Annotated in this window: 14 protein-coding genes; 6 read left to right on the top strand and 8 right to left on the bottom strand. The window is 65.2% G+C overall.

Annotation, left to right across the window (positions count from 1 at the left end):
* Positions 1–229: 229 nt before the first annotated feature.
* The 4 genes from QUG03_RS00295 to parC form a co-directional block, all read right to left on the bottom strand.
* Positions 230–1,027, bottom strand: coding sequence for a transporter substrate-binding domain-containing protein (locus QUG03_RS00295; RefSeq protein ID WP_227105940.1), 798 nt, complete (start codon positions 1,025–1,027; stop codon positions 230–232).
* A 262-nt stretch (positions 1,028–1,289) separates the two neighbouring features.
* Entirely contained in the window at positions 1,290–2,621 is a 1,332-nt protein-coding gene (locus QUG03_RS00290; RefSeq protein ID WP_500819125.1) for a sigma-54-dependent transcriptional regulator, read from the bottom strand.
* A complete protein-coding gene (locus QUG03_RS00285; protein ID WP_107801372.1) occupies positions 2,614–4,167 on the bottom strand; it encodes a sensor histidine kinase in 1,554 nt (517 codons plus the stop codon). Before QUG03_RS00285 ends, QUG03_RS00290 begins: the two co-directional genes overlap by 8 nt.
* Complete coding sequence (gene parC / locus QUG03_RS00280; RefSeq protein ID WP_500819124.1) at positions 4,164–6,542, bottom strand: DNA topoisomerase IV subunit A; 2,379 nt, start codon at positions 6,540–6,542, stop codon at positions 4,164–4,166. The genes QUG03_RS00285 and parC overlap by 4 nt, the downstream gene beginning before the upstream one ends.
* Before the next feature lie 167 nt (positions 6,543–6,709).
* Here parC and QUG03_RS00275 point away from each other — a divergent pair, with 167 nt between their 5' ends.
* A complete protein-coding gene (locus QUG03_RS00275) occupies positions 6,710–7,177 on the top strand; it encodes a GNAT family N-acetyltransferase (protein ID WP_500819123.1) in 468 nt (155 codons plus the stop codon).
* A gap of 226 nt (positions 7,178–7,403) precedes the next feature.
* Here the strand turns inward: QUG03_RS00275 and QUG03_RS00270 are convergent, their stop codons facing one another.
* The 3 genes from QUG03_RS00270 to pdxH all read right to left on the bottom strand — a co-directional run bounded on the left by QUG03_RS00270 (position 7,404) and on the right by pdxH (position 11,466).
* Positions 7,404–8,657, bottom strand: a complete 1,254-nt coding sequence (locus tag QUG03_RS00270; RefSeq protein WP_500819122.1) for a M28 family metallopeptidase — start codon at positions 8,655–8,657, stop codon at positions 7,404–7,406.
* Positions 8,658–8,752: 95 nt separating this feature from the next.
* Positions 8,753–10,243 (bottom strand): M4 family metallopeptidase, encoded by a 1,491-nt coding sequence (locus QUG03_RS00265; RefSeq protein ID WP_107801376.1) that lies wholly within the window; start codon positions 10,241–10,243, stop codon positions 8,753–8,755.
* Positions 10,244–10,824: 581 nt separating this feature from the next.
* Positions 10,825–11,466, bottom strand: a complete 642-nt coding sequence (gene pdxH / locus QUG03_RS00260) for a pyridoxamine 5'-phosphate oxidase (protein ID WP_107801377.1) — start codon at positions 11,464–11,466, stop codon at positions 10,825–10,827.
* Positions 11,467–11,684: 218 nt separating this feature from the next.
* On the opposite strand from pdxH, the gene hemA reads away from it, so the two are divergent.
* The 5 genes from hemA to QUG03_RS00235 all read left to right on the top strand — a co-directional run bounded on the left by hemA (position 11,685) and on the right by QUG03_RS00235 (position 17,853).
* Positions 11,685–12,938, top strand: a complete 1,254-nt coding sequence (hemA, locus tag QUG03_RS00255; protein ID WP_107801378.1) for a glutamyl-tRNA reductase — start codon at positions 11,685–11,687, stop codon at positions 12,936–12,938.
* Positions 12,938–14,014: a peptide chain release factor 1 gene (gene prfA / locus QUG03_RS00250; RefSeq protein ID WP_107801379.1), complete on the top strand. Its 1,077-nt coding sequence runs from the start codon at positions 12,938–12,940 to the stop codon at positions 14,012–14,014. The genes hemA and prfA overlap by 1 nt, the downstream gene beginning before the upstream one ends.
* Before the next feature lie 638 nt (positions 14,015–14,652).
* The gene (gene gcvA, locus QUG03_RS00245) at positions 14,653–15,573 is read left to right on the top strand and encodes a transcriptional regulator GcvA (RefSeq protein ID WP_019102440.1); all 921 of its coding nucleotides are present in this window, start codon (positions 14,653–14,655) and stop codon (positions 15,571–15,573) included.
* A gap of 284 nt (positions 15,574–15,857) precedes the next feature.
* Positions 15,858–17,438, top strand: a complete 1,581-nt coding sequence (locus tag QUG03_RS00240) for an MDR family MFS transporter (RefSeq protein ID WP_486636202.1) — start codon at positions 15,858–15,860, stop codon at positions 17,436–17,438.
* On the top strand, positions 17,431–17,853 hold the full coding sequence (locus QUG03_RS00235) for a MarR family winged helix-turn-helix transcriptional regulator (RefSeq protein ID WP_107801381.1): 423 nt from the start codon (positions 17,431–17,433) through the stop codon (positions 17,851–17,853). Before QUG03_RS00240 ends, QUG03_RS00235 begins: the two co-directional genes overlap by 8 nt.
* A 25-nt stretch (positions 17,854–17,878) precedes the next feature.
* Here QUG03_RS00235 and QUG03_RS00230 read toward each other — a convergent pair whose 3' ends face one another.
* Positions 17,879–18,646, bottom strand: a complete 768-nt coding sequence (locus tag QUG03_RS00230) for a substrate-binding periplasmic protein (RefSeq protein ID WP_107801382.1) — start codon at positions 18,644–18,646, stop codon at positions 17,879–17,881.
* Positions 18,647–18,682 lie beyond the last annotated feature (36 nt).

Here is an 18,682-nt window from a genome sequence, read left to right as displayed (position 1 = left end):
GGCGGGTGGATACATGGAGCGGCTGACGACGCGGACCCGGGCGAAGCCTAAGGGCAAAAACTGCGGCCGTCAGCGATCAGATACTGCCAAACCATGCTAACACCGCGCGGCGGCGAAGGTTATTGATCCAGAGCAGACACCCACCCTTAGGCCAGCCGGGCGCGGCAAGGCGCGCTCAGAGTCTGTTCAACGCCGTATCGCCGAAGCGCGGCAGACTTTGAACGGGTTCTCAGGGCTTGAACCAGGGGCGTCCGCGCTGGGTGGGCAGCTGGTAGCGTTCGGCCAGCTTCTCGTAGCCGCCGGCGGCGGCGAAGCGGCGCAGGCCCTGGTTGAAGCGGTCGCGGTCGCGGACGTCGCGGAAGGTCAGCCGGTAATGGGTGGGGGTGAACAGCGCGTACGGGCAGAGCTTGGCGCCGACGTCGATTTCCCGGCGCAGCTCGTGGCTCAACTGCTGGAAGATGTTGACGTCGGAAATCGCCACGTCGGCGCGCTCGCTGTACAGCAGGCGGTTGAGGGTGACCTGCGGCGATTCTTCCCGGTAGGACGTAATCTGCGGCGCCAGCGCGGCGAAGTCGGGGCCCAGGTAGAGGTGGGCGCCCTGGAAGGCGGCCACCCGGAAACGGGCCAGGTCGTCCAGCCGGCGCAGGCGGATGCGGCGTTTGCACAGCGTGATCGCCATGTTCTGGTAGACGATGTAGGGCTCGGAAACATGGCCGCCGCTATTGGCGATGGCGGCGTCCACCTGGCCGTTGGCCAGCCAGTTGTGCGCGCGCAGATTGGGGCCGAAGCGGATCTGGGGCTGATAGCCGGCCTGGATCAGGGCCTGGCGGACGATATCGTATTCCACGCCTTTGGCGCGCTCTGCGTCGATATAGGGCTGCTTGGTTTCGCCCAGCGCCACCCGGATTGACGGCAGCGCGGCTATCGGGGCGCTGAGCGCGCCGAACAGCAGGGCCGGCAAGGCGCGGCGGGCGAGGTGGAGCGGCGAGAAAGCCATGGGGCGGTAGCGGATATCGATGTCTTGCAATGGCGCGCGCGCTTGGGCGGTGCCGCCGAATAGATTATTTATAGCCGCTGGTCCGGGTCCGGTCTTGTCTGATGCGCGGACGCGGGCCGCGGCTGCCGCATTGTAGCGATTGCGCGGCCGGGCTTCCCGGCTTTCCGGCAAGGGGCCGGCAAAAAGCGAGAATATGGCTTATCCACAGGATTTGGCGCAATGCCGTGCTTATCCACAACGTGCTTAGCGCAGAGCCTGCTGCGCGTCGGCGATGCCGTGTTGAAAACCCTTCTTATTTGATGCCCAGCCTTTCCATCCGATAACGCATAGAGCGGAAGGTCACGCCCAGCTGCTTGGCGGCCTGGGTGCGGTTGAAGCGGGTGCTTTCCAGCGCCTTGAGTATGGCCTCGCGCTCCACCCGGTCCAGAAAGTCCTGCAGCGCCTCGCCGTCGGCGCATGTCGGCGCTTCGCCGTCGCCGTGGCCGCCGTGATCGCCTGGCAGCAGTTGCAGGTCCGGCAATTCGATGCGGGCGTCGTTGGCCAGCGCCACCGCGCGCTCCAGGATGTTTTCCAGTTCGCGGAAATTGCCCGGGTAATTGTATTCCAGCAAGGCCTTAAGCGCCGTCGGCGCCAGCCGCGGTTTTTCATCGGGGGAAAAGCGTTCCAGCAGGCCGGCGATGTAGCGCGGCAGATCCTCGCGCAGTTCGCGCAGCGGCGGCATGCGCAGCGGCAGCACGTTCAGCCGGTAATACAGGTCCTGGCGGAAGCTGCCGGCGTCCACCCGCGCCGCCAGGTCTTTGTGGGTGGCGCAGATGATGCGCACGTCCACCGCTTCTTCCTGGGCGTTGCCGAGGCGGCGCACTTTCTTTTCCTGAATCGCGCGCAGCAGCTTGACCTGCATCGCCAGCGGCAGATCGGCCACTTCGTCCAGAAACAGCGTGCCGCCGTTGGCTTGCTGAAAGAAGCCGTCGCGGTCGTTGTCGGCGCCGGTGAACGCGCCTTTGCGGTAGCCGAAGAATTCGCTTTCCATCAGCGTTTCCGGGATGGCGCCGCAGTTGACCGGAATGAACGGCCGTTCGGCGCGCGCGCTGTGCTCGTGTATCATCCGCGCCGCCTGTTCCTTGCCGGTGCCGGACTCGCCGCTGAGGTAGACCGCGGCCTGGCTGCGCGCCAGCTTGCCGACCAGGCGCAAGGCTTCCTGGATCGCCGGGGATTCGCCGTCCAGCCGCACCGCAGCGCCGGGCTTGCCGTTGTCCACGCGCAGCACGGACTTCACCAGGCTGCGCAATTGCGCCAGGCTGACCGGTTTTTGCAGGTAGTCGAAGGCGCCGGCCTTCATCGCCAGCACCGCGTTGTCGGTGTTGCCGTAGGCGGTGATCACCGCGATGGGCACGTCCAGCCCCTGCTCGGCGATATGGCGCACCACCTCGATGCCCTCGCCGTCCGGCAGGCGCATATCGGTCAGCGCCAGGTCGAAGGGCTGGCTGTTCAGGCTGAGTTTGGCGGCGCCGACGCTGGCGGCGGTGGCCACGTCCAGCCCCATCTTGATCAGGGTCAGTTCCAGCAGTTCGCGGATGTCCGGTTCGTCGTCGATCACCAGCACGCGCAGGGAGGATTTAGCCATAAGCCTTGTGACAGATCAGACGGAACACGCCGCCGGGCGGGCAGTAGTCCAGCCGCGCGTCGTTGGCTTCCGCCAGCTCGCGCGCAATGTACAGGCCCAGTCCGGTGCCGGCGCTTTCCGTGGTGAAAAAGGGTTCGAACAAGCGGGCCTGGGCATCTTCGCTCATGCCCGGCCCATCGTCCATGACCTTGATGGTCAGGTGGTTTTCCACTTCGCCCACTTCGATGCGCACCGCGCCCGGCTGTTTGCTGGAGTAGCGCCAGGCGTTGGCCAGCAGATTATTGAGAATCTGGCCGAAATGACCGCGGTCGAACTGGACCGCGGCGGCCTGCGCCTGGTAGACGCAGCAGATCGCGCCGGCGGCGGCGGCCTCCACCACGCCGAAGTGGTCCAGCAGTTCGTCCAGAAAAGGCTGCAGCCGGATGGGCTCGGGCTTGATCCGATCGCGGCGGTTCAAGGCCAGCACTTCCTGCACCATGTGGTTGATGCGCTTGCTATTGCCTTGCACGATGCGGATCAGCCGCTGGCGCGCGGGATCGGTTTCGTCTTCGGCCAGCAGATCCGCCGCGTGGTTGATCGCCGACAGCGGGTTGCGGATTTCATGGGCGATATTGGCGGTGAGCCGTCCCAGCGCCGCCAGCTTCACGCGTTTGCCCTCTTCCGCCATGTCGGCCATATCGCGCATGAACAGCAAGAGCGCGTGGTCGTCGCCCATCAGCACCGGCACCATGCGGCCCACCAATTGGCGGCCGCGGATATTGCGGTCTATGAAGCTGGGATTGGGTGGGCAGCCGTTGTGCCGCCAGCGCTCCACCAGCGGCAGCAGTTCCGGGACGACGTGGCCGCGGCGCATGGCGCCGAAGTAGCGCGCCGCCTGGTTGTTGAACTGGCGCAGCAGGCCGGACGGGTCCAGCACCACCACCGCGTCGCGCTGGCTTTGCAACACCAGTTCGTTCAGGCGGTTGAGGTTGGCGATTTCGCCGCCGCGGCGGGTGGCCAAGGCCTCGGAGTCGCGCGCCACCCGGCCCAGCTTCCAGGTGACGATGGAGGTGATGAAGCCGGCGGTGGCCAGCAGCGCGGAGTAGTAGAAGTCGGAACCGCGGCCTATGCCCAGGTATTGCTCGACGCCGACGAAGGACAGCAGGATCAGCGTGGCGATGGAGGCGTAGAACAGCGCGTAGCGGCCGGAGGACAGCAGGCCGGCCACCGCCAGATAGGGCAGGAGCAGGATGCCGTAGCCGCTGCGCACGCCGTCGTTGATGCCCATCAGCAGCACGATCATCGCGATGTCGGCGGCGATGGCCAGTGTCAGTTGCAGGGTGTGGGCCAGCCGGCCGTTGCGCAGCAGGAACCAGGCGCCGATCAGCGCGGCGTAGACGCCGCTCCACAGATAGAAGGCCTTGCCGCCGGCCACCAGCGATTCGCCTTCGCGGTTGGCGAACAGCGACATCGCCAGCAGCACCAGCAGCAGCGCCGCCCGGAAGCTGTTGATGAAGACCAGCCCGCTGCGCGGGGTCAACGGCGTGGGCGGGCGGTCCCGGTTCATGTCGTCGGCAGCTCGCTGATGGCGCCGACGCTCCATTTCTTGGGCATCAGCTTGCCCTTCTTGCCGCGCTTGCCGGCGAACTCCGCCAGCGCCAGTTTTTCATCGGAGGCCTTGCCGCGCACCGACAGCGTGGACAGCAGCGCCTTGTCGCCGTTGACGAGGCCGACGGCGGTGAGGGCTTCGCCGTTGTCCAGCGCCATCAGCATCAGGCCGCGGCCCTTGGCCAGCTCCTTGAGCTCGGCGGCCGGGAAGGCCAGCAGCCGGCCGTTGTCGGCGGCGGCCACCAACTGGGTGGCTTCGACTATGCCGGCCGCCGGCAGCGGCGCCGGGGTCAGCACGCTTTCTTCCGGGTTCAGCGTCAGGAAGGCCTTGCCGGCCTTGACCCGGCCGGCCATGTCGCCCAGCTTGGCGATGAAGCCGTAACCGCCGGAACCGGCGACGACGAAGCGGGCTTCGTCCTTGCCGGACAGCATCTGCGCCGGCTTGGCGCCGTCCTGCAGGTCCACCAGCGAGGCCACCGGCACGCCGTCGCCGCGGCCGGTGGGCACGTCGGCCGGATCCACGGTGTAGGCGCGGCCCTTGGAGTCCAGCACGATCACCGACCACACGGTGCGGGTTTCCACCACGGTGTGCAGCGCGTCGCCGTCCTTGAAGGCCAGCGCGGCGAGGTCTACGTTGTGGCCGACGCGGGCGCGGATCCAACCCTTTTGCGACAGGATGATGGTGACCGGCTCGTCGGCTATGGTCTGGGTCAGCACCGCGCGCTCGGCGGTCTTGATCTCGCTGCGGCGCTTGTCGCCGTATTTGGCGGCGTCGGCCTGGATTTCCTCGCGCATCATGGTGCGCAGCGCGTCCGGGGTGTCCAGCACGTGGCGCAGGCCTTCGCGCTCCTCGCGCAGGTCGGACAGCTCTTTCTCCAGCTTGAAGCCTTCCAGCCGCGCCAGTTGGCGCAGGCGGATTTCCAGGATGTCCTCGGCCTGGATCTCGGTCAGGCCGAAGGCCTTGATCAGGTCCGGCTTGGGCTCGTCGGATTCGCGTATCACGCGTATCACTTCATCGATGTGGATGAAGGCGATCATCCGCCCTTCCAGGATGTGGATGCGCTTTTCCACCTGGGCCAGCCGGTGCTGCAGGCGGCGGGTGACGGTGGTGCGGCGGAAGTCCAGCCATTCGCTGAGGATGGGCTTGAGGCCTTTCTGACCCGGCCGGCCGTCCAGGCCTATCATCACCAGGTTCATCGAGGCGTTGCCTTCCAGGCTGGTCTGCGCCAGCAAGGTGTTGATGAACTCGTCCGGGTCCTGGCGGCTGGATTTGGGTTCGAACACCAGGCGCACCGGGCACTCGCTGTCGGATTCGTCGCGCACGCGGTCCAGCAGCGACAACATCAGGCTCTTCAGGTTTTGCTGGTCCTGGGTCAGCGCCTTCTTGCCGGTCTTGACCTTGGGATTGGTGGCTTCTTCGATCTCCGCCAGCACTTTCTGCGCGCTGGAGCCGGGCGGCAGTTCGGACACGATCACGCGCCACTGGCCGCGCGCCAGTTTTTCCACTTCCCACTTGGCGCGCACGCGCACGCTGCCGCGGCCGCTCTCATAGGCGGCGAGGATGTCTTCGGCCGGGGTGATGATCTGGCCGCCGCCGGGGAAGTCCGGGCCGGGCACGTATTGCATCAGCGCCGCGGTGTCCAGTTCCGGATCGTCCAGCAGCGCGACGCAGGCTTGGGCCACTTCGGTCAGATTGTGCGGCGGGATTTCGGTGGCGAGCCCCACGGCGATGCCGGAGGCGCCGTTGAGCAGCACCATGGGCAGGCGCGCCGGCAGCAAGCGCGGCTCTTCGAAGGCGCCGTCGTAATTGGGCACGAAGTCCACGGTGCCCATGTCGATTTCCGACAGCAGCAGATCGGCGATCGGCGTCAGCCGCGCCTCGGTGTAACGCATCGCCGCCGCGCCGTCGCCGTCGCGGCTGCCGAAGTTGCCCTGGCCGTCGATCAAGGGGTAGCGCAGCGTGAAGTCCTGCGCCATGCGCACCAGCGCCTCGTAGGCGGAGCTGTCGCCGTGCGGGTGATATTTACCCAGGATCTCGCCAACTACGCGCGCGGATTTCACCGGCTTGGCGCCGTGGGCCAGGCCCATGTCGCGCATCGCGTACAGGATGCGGCGCTGCACGGGTTTCTGGCCGTCGGCCACTTCCGGCAACGCGCGGCCCTTGACCACGCTCATCGCGTATTCCAGGTAGGCGCGCTCGGCATAAAGGTCCAGCGGAATCCACTCGCCGTCGTCGGCGTCTGCCGCGGGCGGAGTGGGCGGAGTGGGCGGCGGCGGGGTCAGGGCGGCGGCGCCGTCCGGCGTAATCTCGGCAAACAGATCGTTATCGTTCATATGGGCAAGGCAGGAGTTGAATCGGTTAGCGTTCATCGGCCGGCGTTTGCGCCACGGCAAAGCCTGTCCTCACGGTTATAGCTGGCAAACACGCCTTGTCGTAAGCTTGGCCCGGGCGCGCCGCTAAGCCGGCCGATGATAATGAATCAGTTCAGGGGAATTCTACTATGGCAAACCGAGTTGCGTGGCACTGCCACCGTTTCGATGGTTTTACGCCGCTGGCGCTGTATCGGGCCTTGCAGTTGCGCGACCGGGTGTTCGTGGTGGAGCAGCAGTCGATTTACGGCGACGTGGACGGCGTGGACCTGCACTGTCTGCACCTGTCCGGCCACGACGACGGCGGCCGGCTGCTGGCTTACGCGCGCCTGATCGCGCCGGGGGAGAAATATCCGGACGCGGCGGCGATAGGCCGGGTGGTGGTGGCGCCGGAGGCGCGCGGCCAGGGCCTGGGCAAGGCGCTGCTGGCGCAGGCGGTGGCGCAGTGCCGCGCGCATTTTCCGCAGGCGGCCGTCATGTTGTCGGCGCAGACCGACGCGCAGGCCTTGTACGAAAGTTTCGGCTTCTGCGCGGTGTCCGAGGCTTACGACGACGGCGGCATTCCGCATGTGGACATGCGGCGAGAGGCCGGCGTCTGAGAACCTGTTTACGATCTGCTGCGCGTCGGCGGAATAGTTAGACAAGGGCGTTGAAAACGCTTTCAGAATGCTCATGTACCACCTGTACATTCCGCTTCTTCAACCGTTTTCGCCTTGTCTCGCCTTAGCTCGCGAGATCGTAAACACGTTCTGAGCGCTCGCGGCATGGCCCACAATGAAAAACCCACCCCCGGGAGGGGGTGGGCGCATTGGACTGCGCTTGGGGTCAGCGCTTGACCGCCGGGCCGTCGCTGCCCAATTCCACCGCGTAGGCCAGCGCCAGTTGCGAGAACTTCAGCGCGTGGCGAGCCTGGTTGCCGGCGCTGGCGAGGGTGTCGCGCACGGTGTGGATATTGGGGTTGGACTGGTTGAAGGCGGACTCGAACGGGAAGGACGCCGGGTAGCCGTTCTTGTGCCAGGAGGCGTGGTCCGAGCACGCGTAGCCGCACGAGCTGTAGCCCACTTTCAGATTGGGCAGATAGACCTTGGCCAGGTTGGCGAGGAAGGTGTTCTGCGACGCGTTGGTGTAGTCGGTGAACAGGAAGATGTCCTCCGCGCTGCCCTGGTAGTTGGTCATGTCCATCTGCAAGGCGCCCACCACGTTGACCTTCTGCTGCTTGTAGCGGTTGGCGATGTCGGAGGAGCCGCGCAGGCCCACTTCTTCCGCCGCGTAGGCCATGAACTTGATGGTGCGGCGCGGCTGGTAGTTGTTGGCCATCAGCACGCGGATCACCTCGGTCAGGCTGGCGATGCCGGAGGCGTCGTCGTCGGCGCCCGGCGCGCGGCTGGTTTCGCCGGTGCCGTTGCCCACGGTGGAGTCCAGATGCCCGCCCAGCACCAGGGTTTCGGCGGCGTTGTCCTTGCCCTTGATGGTGAGGATCACCGATTTCTGCGGCCAGGCGCTGTGGGCGAACTGCTCCACGCTCACGTCGCCGCGGCCGGCGGCCAGCTGCCGCCATTGGCTGGCGATCCAGTTGGAGGCGTTGACGCCGTGGCTGGTGGTGTAGAAGCGGTTCTGGTAGTTGGACAGGGACTGGATGGTGCCGAGGATGTTGCTGTCCTGCAGCTGCGGCAACAGCTTGTTGACGGCAGCCTGGTCGTTGATCTGGTAGCTGGGCAGCAGCGCGCTGGCCACCGGGGCCTTCAGCGCGGTGCGCGCGTCCTGCAGATCCTTGTGCACGATGAAGCCGCCGCAATGGCGCAGGCTGTGGTGGATGGCGTCCGACAATTGCGGCAGCACGCTGTCGTCCACTTGCACCAGGTGGACTTTCTCGGTGGCCACGCCCTTGGCGGACACGCCGGCCGGCAGCGCGCTCACCGCCAGCTGGCGGCTTTCCTGACTGCGGCTTTTCGGGCTGACCTGTTGCAATAGCTGGTAGGCGTCGTCGCCGATGGAAATCCACACCGGGGCGGCCTGGGCGGCGCCGGCCAGGCTGGTGGCGGCCAAGAGCGCGACGAGACTCGGTTTGAGAGTGAGCATTCCGGAATTCCTGAGCGATGCCGGCCATGGACGGGCCATGGCCGGCGGATGGGAGAAACGGCGCGGGCCGTCATGGCCGCGCCGTCAGGCGGTCATCAGCTGCCGCAAGCCACGCCCACGGCGGTGAAGGCCTTGGTCACGTCGGCCTTGCTGTAGCCGCGCGCTTCGGCCGCTTTTTCAACGCCGCAAGCGGCGCTGTTGTAAGTGGCGTTGGAGGTCCAGTACAGGCGGTTGGCGTCCACGAACACTTCAAAGGCCTTGCGGGTGTTCCAGCCGGCGCTGGTGGCGATCAGGTAGAAGGCCTTGTTGTACACGCCGCTGGAGTAGTGGACGTCCAGGCCGCTGGTGTAGTCCTTGGCGTGGCCGATGGAGCGGCCGTCCTTGGTCGGATCGGCGAAGTAGCGCAGCGCGCCGGTCTGCTTGAAGATTTCCGCGCCCACCAGGAAGTCGTTCTTGCCCTTCATGTAGTACTCGGCGGCTTCGCCGGCCATGTCGGAGAACGCTTCGTTGATGCCGCCGGACTGGCCGCTGTAGACCAGGCCGGAGTTCTGCTCGGTGAAGCCGTGGCTGACTTCGTGAGCGGACACGTCCAGCGACACCAGCGGATAGAAGCGGGTGGCGCCGTCGCCGAAGGTCATCGCGCTGCCGTCCCAGAACGCGTTTTCATAGTTGCGGCTGTAATGCACCTTCATCAGCAGCTTCTGGTTGATCGGACGCAGGTTGAACCAGTCCTTGTACAGATTGAACACCACGTTGCCGAAGTAGTGGGCGTCGTTCAGCGGCGAGTAGGCGCCGTTGATCTGCTTGTAGGTGTTGGTGGGGCAAGCGAACTTGTACGGGGTGGTGCCGCTGGTGCCGCCGTTCAGGTTGATGGTGGCCACGTTGCCGCTGTCCATCTTGCAATCGCTGGTGACGATCAGCGGGCCGTAGTTGGTGCCGTACAGGTATTTGCCGGTCTTGGCGTTGCCGCCGGGGCCGTTGGCTTCGGCGTGGTTCAGGCCTTCCCACTGCTTCAGCACCTGGCCGCTGTTGGCGTCGATGATGAGGTGCGGGCGGCTGGGCTCCTTGCCGCCTTCCACCAGGAAGGACACCAGGTAAACCAGCTGGGCGGTGTTGTTGTCCAGACGGACCACCAGTTCCGTCTTCTCATTGCGGGTTTCGTAGCCGTTGGCCTTCAGCGCCTTGGCGCTGGCCAGCACCTGGGAGGCGCTGAGCGCCGGCTTGACCGAAGCCAGGTCGGAGCCGATGCCGCGCACATAGTAGCCGGACAGCTTGCTGGCCGCGGCGGTGGACGAGCCTTTGGCGAACTGTTTTTCCTCCACCACGGCCTCGCCCCACACCGGCACGCCCTGATAGAACTGCTGGTAGCGGGTGACGACTTTGCCGTTGGGGAACTGGGCGCTGCGCTGCGCTTTCAGTTCGCCCTGGTTGATGCCGGCGGCGCTGAACACGCTGGCGCCGTCGACGAGTTTGCTGGATTTGGCCAGCGCTTCCAGGTTGACGCGCTCGGCGGCGTGGGCGGAACCGTAAGCCAGGGCGAGAGCGGACAGCACCAGTACGCGAACCATCGCAGTTTGGGTTTTCATCACGACTTTTTCTCCAATGTAGATCAGCAGGACACGGTAATGCCCCGCGTCAAGCCGGCGGGTCTTGCATAAAGGCCGCCGGCGCCAGACAGGCTTGCGCCTGCCCTTTCGGACGCTTGGAAACCGTTCCCTCAAGATGGCTGCCGCCATCGGGCGGGGAGGTTTTCGCCGCGTCCCTTATGCATTCCCGACATGGGACGTCGCTCTGAGCATGGGAAAGGAATTGCTGAAACCAGAGGACGTTGGCTTGGTTTGTTCTGACGACCACTTGCCAAATGCATAAATTATGTATTGGTTTTTCCGACTTGATATGCATCTGTTCTAAGTGCCAGTTGCCTGGGCATGGCCGGCGGCGGGCATGACCGAAATCAAAGCGGGGCGTCGAATCCTTGGTAGACAAGGAGAAGAGAGGGAAACATCAAGAAAATGAAAAGCCGCATCATCCCGATGCGGCTTGTTGTGATGCGGCAACATCCAAATCGCTATAAAAGCGGACAAACTGTCTAATTTGAGATGGTTGCAGTTTTTTGAATATGCGTAAAACTCATTATTTCAATGAGTTGTCCTCACTGGAGACCGGTTCACGGCGCCAGCCGCGCGATCTTCCAGCCGCCGTCTTCCCGCAAGGCGTACTGCACCCGGTCATGCAGCCGGCTGGGTCGGCCCTGCCAGAATTCCAGCCGGTCCGGCGTCACCGCGTAGCCGCCCCAATGCGGCGGCCGCGGCACGTTCAGCGGGTGTTTGACCCCGAACATCGCCGCGCGCGACACCAGCACGCCCTTGGAGCCGATCTCGCTGCTCTGCTCGCTGGCCCAGGCACCTACGCGGCTGGTGTAGGGCCGGCTGGCGAAATAGGCGTCGGATATTTCCGGCGCCACCTGGGCGGCGCGGCCCTCGATGCGGATCTGCCGTTCCAGCTCCGGCCAGAAGAAGGTCAGCGCCACATAGGGGTTGTCGCTCAGCTGGCGGCCCTTGCGGCTCAGATAATTGGTGTAGAACAGCAGCTGGCCGTCTTCCACGCCCTTGAGCAACACGATGCGCGATGTGGGGCGTCCGTCCGCGCCGGCCGTGGCCAGGTTCATCGCCGTGGGTTCCGGCATCTGCGCGGCGATGGCCTGGTCCAGCCAGCTCTCCAGTTGGGCCAGCGGGTCCGGCAGGCACTCCTCCGGCGACAATTCTTTCTTGGAAAAATCCTTGCGGATGTCTGCGAGGTTCAGCGACATTTCGTCCTCCTTGATGGGGCTTATCTTATGCCAGCTTCGCTTGGCCCATATAGGGGTTTGCGCAAGAAGAACGCGTTATTTGGGACGCGCGCGGCGCCGGATTCTGCTATGTCGTATAAGGCGCCGGCGACGGGCCGGCGCGGCTTGCCGCCGCGGCGCAGGACTTGCGGTTCAAGTTAGGCTAAAATACCCCATTTCGTTCCGCGGCTTATCCGCCCATGCATCTGTTCGCCCTTGGTTTGAACCACCATACCGCACCGCTCTCCATCCGGGAAAAGCTGGCTTTTCCTGCGGAGGTGTTGCCCAAGGCGCTGGACAGCCTGGTCAGCTCGCATGCGGCGCGCGAGGCGGCCATCGTCTCCACCTGTAATCGCACCGAAATCTATTGCACCGGCGGCGATCCGCAGGCGGCGCTTAGCTGGCTGGCGCAATATCACGGCCTGGCGCTGGCGGAAATGCAGCCCTATCTGTATCAGCTGGACGAGGCCAACGCCGCGCGCCACGCTTTTCGCGTCGCCTCCGGCCTGGACTCCATGGTGCTGGGCGAAACCCAGATCCTGGGCCAGCTGAAGGACGCGGTGCGCAGCGCCGAACACGCCGGCACCATGGGCACCCTGCTCAACGGCCTGTTCCAGCGCACCTTCGCCGTGGCCAAGGAAGTGCGTTCCAATACCGCGGTGGGCGCCAGTTCGGTGTCGATGTCGGCGGCGGCGGTCAAGCTGGCAGAGCAGATCTTCCCCACCATTGGCGAACTGAACATTCTGTTTGTCGGCGCCGGGGAAATGATAGAGCTGGTGGCCACTCACTTCGCCGCGCGCAATCCCTCCTGTATCACCGTGGCCAACCGCACGCTGGAGCGCGGCCAGCGGCTGGCGGAGCAGTTCGGCGGCAACGCCGTCACCCTCGCCGAGCTGCCGGACATCCTGCCGCGCTACGATGTGTTGGTCACTTCCACCGCCAGCCAACTGCCCATCATAGGCAAGGGCATGGTGGAGCGCGCGATCAAGGCGCGCCGTCATCGCCCCATCTTCATGTTGGACCTGGCGGTGCCGCGCGACATCGAAGTGGAAGTGGGCAAGCTGGCCGATGTGTTCCTGTACAGCGTGGACGACATCGCCAGCGTGGTGGAAGTGGGCAAGGAAGCGCGTCAGAGCGCGGCCGCGGAAGCCGAAACCATCATCCAGGCCCGGGTTTGCGAGTTCAGCGACTGGCTGAAGAAGCGCGAAACCGTGCCCTTGATCCGCGCGCTGCGCGACGACGCGGACCGGCTGCGCCGCGCCGCGCTGGACGCCGCGCTCAAGCAGCTGGCGCGCGGCGAAGCGCCGGAGCGGGTGTTGGAAACCCTGTCGGTGCAACTGACCAATAAATTGATGCATCCCCCCACCCGGGCCTTGTCGTCCGGTCGCGGCGCGGAGCACGACGCGCAGGTGGAAGCCGTGGCGCGTCTTTATCGTTTACACCCGGAGTCGTAATGAAAGCGTCAATTGCGGCCAAACTGGCGCAACTGGCCGATCGTCTGGAAGAGGTGACCCACCTCCTGGCCAGCGAGGCGGCCACTCAAAATATGGATGCGTTCCGCAAGCTCACCCGCGAGCACGCCGAACTCAGCCCGGTGGTGGAAACCTACCAAGGCTACCGCCAGTGCGAAAGCGACATCGCCGCGGCGGAAGACATGTTGTCGGACCCGGAAATGAAGGAGTTCGCCCAGGCGGAAATCGCCGAGGGCAAGGATAAGCTGGCGGTCTTGGAGCTGGAGTTGCAGAAGCTGCTCTTGCCCAAGGACCCCAACGACGAGAAAAACATCTTCCTGGAAATCCGCGCCGGCACCGGCGGCGACGAGGCCGCGCTGTTCGCCGGCGACCTCCTGCGCATGTATACCCGCTACGCCGAACGCAATCGCTGGCAGGCGGAGATCGTCTCCGCCAGCGAATCCGACCTGGGCGGTTATAAAGAGGTCATCGTGCGGCTGATCGGCTTCGGCGCCTATTCCCGGCTCAAGTTCGAATCCGGCGGCCACCGCGTGCAGCGGGTGCCGGTGACCGAGACCCAGGGCCGCATCCACACCTCGGCCTGCACCGTGGCGGTGATGGCCGAGGCCGACGAACTGGCCGACGTGGTGCTGAACCCGTCTGATCTGCGCATCGACACCTTCAGGGCCAGCGGCGCCGGCGGCCAGCACATCAACAAGACGGATTCCGCGGTGCGCATCACCCATATTCCGACGGGGATTGTGGCGGAGTGTCAGGACGGCCGTTCCCAGCACGCCAACAAGGCCAGCGCCATGCAAGTGCTGGCGGCGCGCATCATGGACATCCAGCGCCGCGAACAGCAGCAGAAGGAAGCGGCCGAGCGCAAGAGCCTGATCGGTTCCGGCGACCGTTCCGAGCGCATCCGCACCTATAACTTCCCGCAGGGCCGCATCACCGACCACAGGATCAATCTGACCTTGTACAAGCTGGATTACGTGATGGACGGCGATCTGAGCGAACTGACCGGCGCCTTGATCGCCGAGCAGCAGGCGGAACTGCTGGCGGAATTGGGCGAGTGAAAGCCGGGCGGTACTAGCCAGGATTATTGCGTTGCCGCTGTCGGCGCAACGCGCTACACTCGCAAACTCAAACTCAAGAACGGGCGGTTCGCCGCCCGCGCCCAAGCGACGTTCGCGCCGCCTGGGCTTATTCTCCGAACTTTGGGCCACTCGCGTGGCCTTTTTTCTTGTCCGCTCGCCGGAGCGCGGGCAAAAAAAAGCCGGGCCCTGTCTGAACCCGGCAATGCCCAACGTGGATTGGCAGTTAATCTGGCGACGCCGCCGCAGTTTCGGCGACACGCGATAAGCGGTGGAAAATTCTCCGTTGCAAGCGGATGTCATCCTGTAATATTTATAATCCGTTACTATTTCAGTACGGATAAAGCCTTAGGCTCGGGAATGACGGTTCCGTTTCCGGGAAAGCCAAGGCCGGGCTTGGTTTTGGCTGCGGGCGCCGCGCTGGAAATCGGGGAGCGCGGCAGGGACGGTTCGATCAACGCGGAGCGGCGGTCTTCATGCTATTGACGCATGGCGGCGGCTTGCATGCCGCGGTCCGCCGTTCCAAGCCCAGCCATGCCCGGCATGCCTAGCATACGATGTTGCGCCTGGCATGACAAAGCAGTTAATTTCATGATAACCATGATAAAAAGGCATGTAAGATGAAGCTGCCACCGCTGAATGCATTACGCGTATTTGTCGTCGCCGCCGAGCATTTGTCCTTCACCCGCGCCGCCGCCGCGCTCAGCCTGACCCAAGGGGCGGTCAGCCGCCACGTGCAAACGCTGGAGGAATACTACGGCGCCACCCTGTTTACCCGGCAGGCGCGCGGCCTGTCGCTGACCGCCGAGGGCGAGGCGCTGATCAAGCCGGCGCGCGAGGCCTTCCAATTGCTGAACGAGGCCAGCGAAGCGCTGCGGCTGCGGCAGAGCGATCTGCGCGTGCGCATGCCGCCCACCCCGGCGATGCGCTGGGTGCTGCCCAATCTGCCGGACTTCCAGACCCGCTATCCGGAATACACGCTGCACCTGGTGACCCAGCTGATTCACGACAAGCCGTTCAACCGCGCGGAGTACGATCTGGCGGTGGTGGGCATGGCGCGCGCCGAAGTGGCGCCGGACCTGCGCACCGAATGCATCTGCCGCGAAAAACTGATCCCGGTCTGCTCCCCGGCCCTGCTCAACGGCAAGCACCCGCTGAACACCCCGGACGATTTGCGCCATCACACCCTGCTCCACCCCTGGCGCGATCAGGACACCTGGAAGCGCTGGCTGAAACTGGCCGGCGTCAACGGCGTGAATCCGGAAAGCGGCGTCACCTTCGACGCCTCCGAATACGCGCTGCACGCCGCCGTCGCCGGCATGGGCGTGACCCTGGCCCAGGTGTCCATGGTGACCCAGGACCTGGATTCCGGCCGGCTGGTGATGCCTTTCGACACCGTGCTGGAGACCGAGTGGAGCTACTACCTGGTTTATCCGCACGAGCTGGCGGAACTGCCCAAGGTCAAAGTGTTCCGGGACTGGCTGGTGGCCATTCTGGCCAAGAGCGAGGCCAGCAGCTGGCTGGCCCGGCGCGGTTACTGAAGCGCGCGGCGGCGCGTCCGCGCCGCCGCCTAAGAACCCGTTCTAAGTTTGCGGCGCTTTGGCCGGATAGTTTAGACAAGGGCGTTAAGAACGCTTTCAGAATGCACAGGTACCCGCTGTACATTCCGCTTCTTCGATCGTTTTCGCCTTGCCCCGCTCTTGCTCGTGAGCCTTAAACAGGCTCTAAGAGCCCCTGCTTTGTAAATCTTTGTGTCCGCCACTGGATTCCTGGCCCTTCTCGGCGCAAAATAGTTGACTAGTCAATTATTGATGGATCAACAAAAATGAACACCTTAGCCGCAACCGCTGGAGCGGCCGGCGCGCTGGATTTCCGCCAGAAAGTGCTGGCCATGCTCGGCCTGTGCTTCGTGCTGCTGATGGTGGCGCTGGACCAGACCGTGGTCGGCACCGCCATGCCCACCGTGGTGGCGGAGCTGCACGGTTTCGATCTGTACGCCTGGGTGGGCACCGCCTACCTGCTCACCTCGGTCATCACCGTGCCCATCTTCGGCAAGCTGGGCGACGATCACGGCCGCAAGCCCTTCGTGCTGACCGCCATCATCCTGTTCACCGTCGCCTCCATGCTATGCGGCCTGGCCCAGAACATGCTGGAACTGGTGCTGGCGCGCGCGCTGCAAGGCGTGGGCGGCGGCATGCTGGTGGCCACCACCTTCGCCTGCGTGCCGGACATGTTTCCGGAAACCGCGCAGCGTCTGCGCTGGCAAGTGATGCTGACCGCGGCCTTCGGCCTGGCCAACGCGGTGGGCCCGACCCTGGGCGGCTTTCTCACCGAATACCTGGGCTGGCGCTGGGTCTTCTTCGTCAATCTGCCGGTGGGTCTGGCCAGCCTGTGGTTCGTCTGGCGCTATCTGCCGGCGATGCGCCGCGCCGGCGCCGCGTCCAAGCTGGACTGGCAGGGCGGACTGCTGATCGCCGCGCTGCTGGGTTCGATGCAATTGCTGGTGGAATGGCTGCCGCTGCACAAGCCGCTGTGGCTGATGGCCGGCCTGGGCCTGAGCGGCCTGGCCGCGCTGGCCGGCCTGCTGTGGTGGGAGCGGCGCTGCCCCAACCCGCTGCTGCCCTTGGACATGCTGAGCCACCGCAGCCTGGCGCCCTTGTTCGGCCTGTCGCTGTTGCTGGGCGGCGGCATGTTCGCGGTGATGTACTACGCGCCGCTGATGTTCCAGGGCGGCTTCGGCCTGTCGCCCAACCAGGCCGGCCTGCTGGTGACACCGCTGGTGGTGTGCATCACCCTGGGCAGCATCCTGAACGGCCGCATCGTCACCCGGTTGCGCCGCCCCACCTTGCTGCTGGGCCTGGGCTTGCTGCTGTTCGCCTTCACCGCCGGCGCGCTGGCCTGGGTGGACGCCGGCACCGCGCACTGGCTGGTGGCCGCGCTGATGGCGGTGGGCGGCTTGGGCCTGGGCCTGTTGCTGCCCAATCTGACCATCTTCGTGCAGCAGAGCGCGCCGCGAGAGCAACTGGGCGTGGCCACCGCCATGATTCAGTCCACGCGGATGATAGGCGGCATGTTGGGCACCGCGCTGGTGGGCGTCTTCGTCACCCACCGCTACGTCGCCGGCGTCGACGCCCTGCCGGCCGCGCCGCAGTGGCAGGCCTGGCTGCGTGATCCGCAAATCCTGCTCAGCCCGGACACCGCCGCCCGTTTCGAACAACTGACGACGGCGGCCCGGATCAACGGCGGCGCCTTGCTGGACGCCTCGCGGCTGGCGCTGGTGGACGCTATTCACCTCAGCCAGTGGCTGGTGGCGGCGTTGGCGGTGCTTGGCTTATTGCTTGTGCGGCGAGTCCCGCATGTAGAATTGCGCGATGTCAAAACCAAGACGGCGGTAATCCATGACTGAACGCGCTCCCAATCTGCTGCAGCAAATCGGCCGCACCGGCCGCGCCATGTACGCGGCGTTTGAACAGCAGGTGGGCTATCCCTTGCCGCGCTGGCGCATTCTCGCCGCGCTGACCGATCTGGAGCAGGCGACGCAGAAACAGCTGGCCACCCGGCTGATGATGGATCCGGGCGCGTTGACGCGGCAGTTGAAGGGCATGGAGGAGGAGGCTCTGGTGCGGCGCATCACCGATCCGGCCGACAACCGCCAGACCCTGGTGACGCTGGCGCCGGCCGGACAGGCGCTGATAGAGGAGGTGCAGCCCAAGCGCGAGGCGTTTTTCCGGCATGCGCTGGCGGATATTCCCGCCGAGCAGATGGAAACCGCGCTGGAGGTGATGCACCGGCTGGAGCAGCGCTTCCGCGGCCAGGATTAGAGCCGGCGCCGCCGGCCGGCGGCGCTCATTCCTGCGGCTGCCACTGATAGGTTTTCAACACCGCCTTGATGCGGCCGCTTTTCTGCAGACGGTCTATCGCCTGGTTCAGCTGCGCCACCTTGATGTCGGAATGCGGCGCCACCGCGCACATGGTGGGCATGAAGGTGACCACCAGCGGGTGCAGCTTGAACTGCGCCGCGTCCTGCGGCCAGTTGCGCGCCCAGGCGGCGAACTCCAGTTCCGACACGATGGCGGCGTCGCTCAGCCGCTTTTGCACCGATTTGATCAGCAGCTCCATCCGCGCCTCCTCGTTGTGAGAGGCCGGGTTGCCGCGCCAGAAGCGCTCCAGCGTCGGGTAGTTGTAGCCGCGTATGGTGACGATGCGCTTGCCGGCGAGGTCGTTCACCTGGCGCACCTCGGTGGCTTGCTTGAGCGTCAGCGGACGCTCCAGCTGCGGATAGATCTCATGGGTCCAGCCCAGCCGCGCGGCGTTGCCGAACCAGTCCGGATTGGCGTTGCAGACGATGTCCACCCGGCCCGATTCGATGGAGGCCTCCACCCGCTTGCGGGCGATCAGAATGAATTCCGGACGCAGGCTCAGCTCAGCCGCCAGCATCTCGCCGATATCCTTGGACAGGCCGCCGCGCAGGTGCTCGCCGTCCGGCGACAGCATCACCACCGGCGCCGCGTCGGTATCCGCCACGCCTATCCGTAAACTGCCCGCCGCCCACGCCTCCCCGCACCATGCCGCCGCCAGCCCCGCGAGCAGCCACAGCTTATTCGTAATGGCCATATGGATGTTCTCTCTTTATTCTTAAGCAAGCGCCCG

This window comes from Chromobacterium sp. CCUG 30098 (assembly GCF_059916605.1).
The sequence above is the reverse complement of the archived record's forward strand: the minus strand, read 5'-3'. Positions and strand labels throughout refer to the sequence as shown.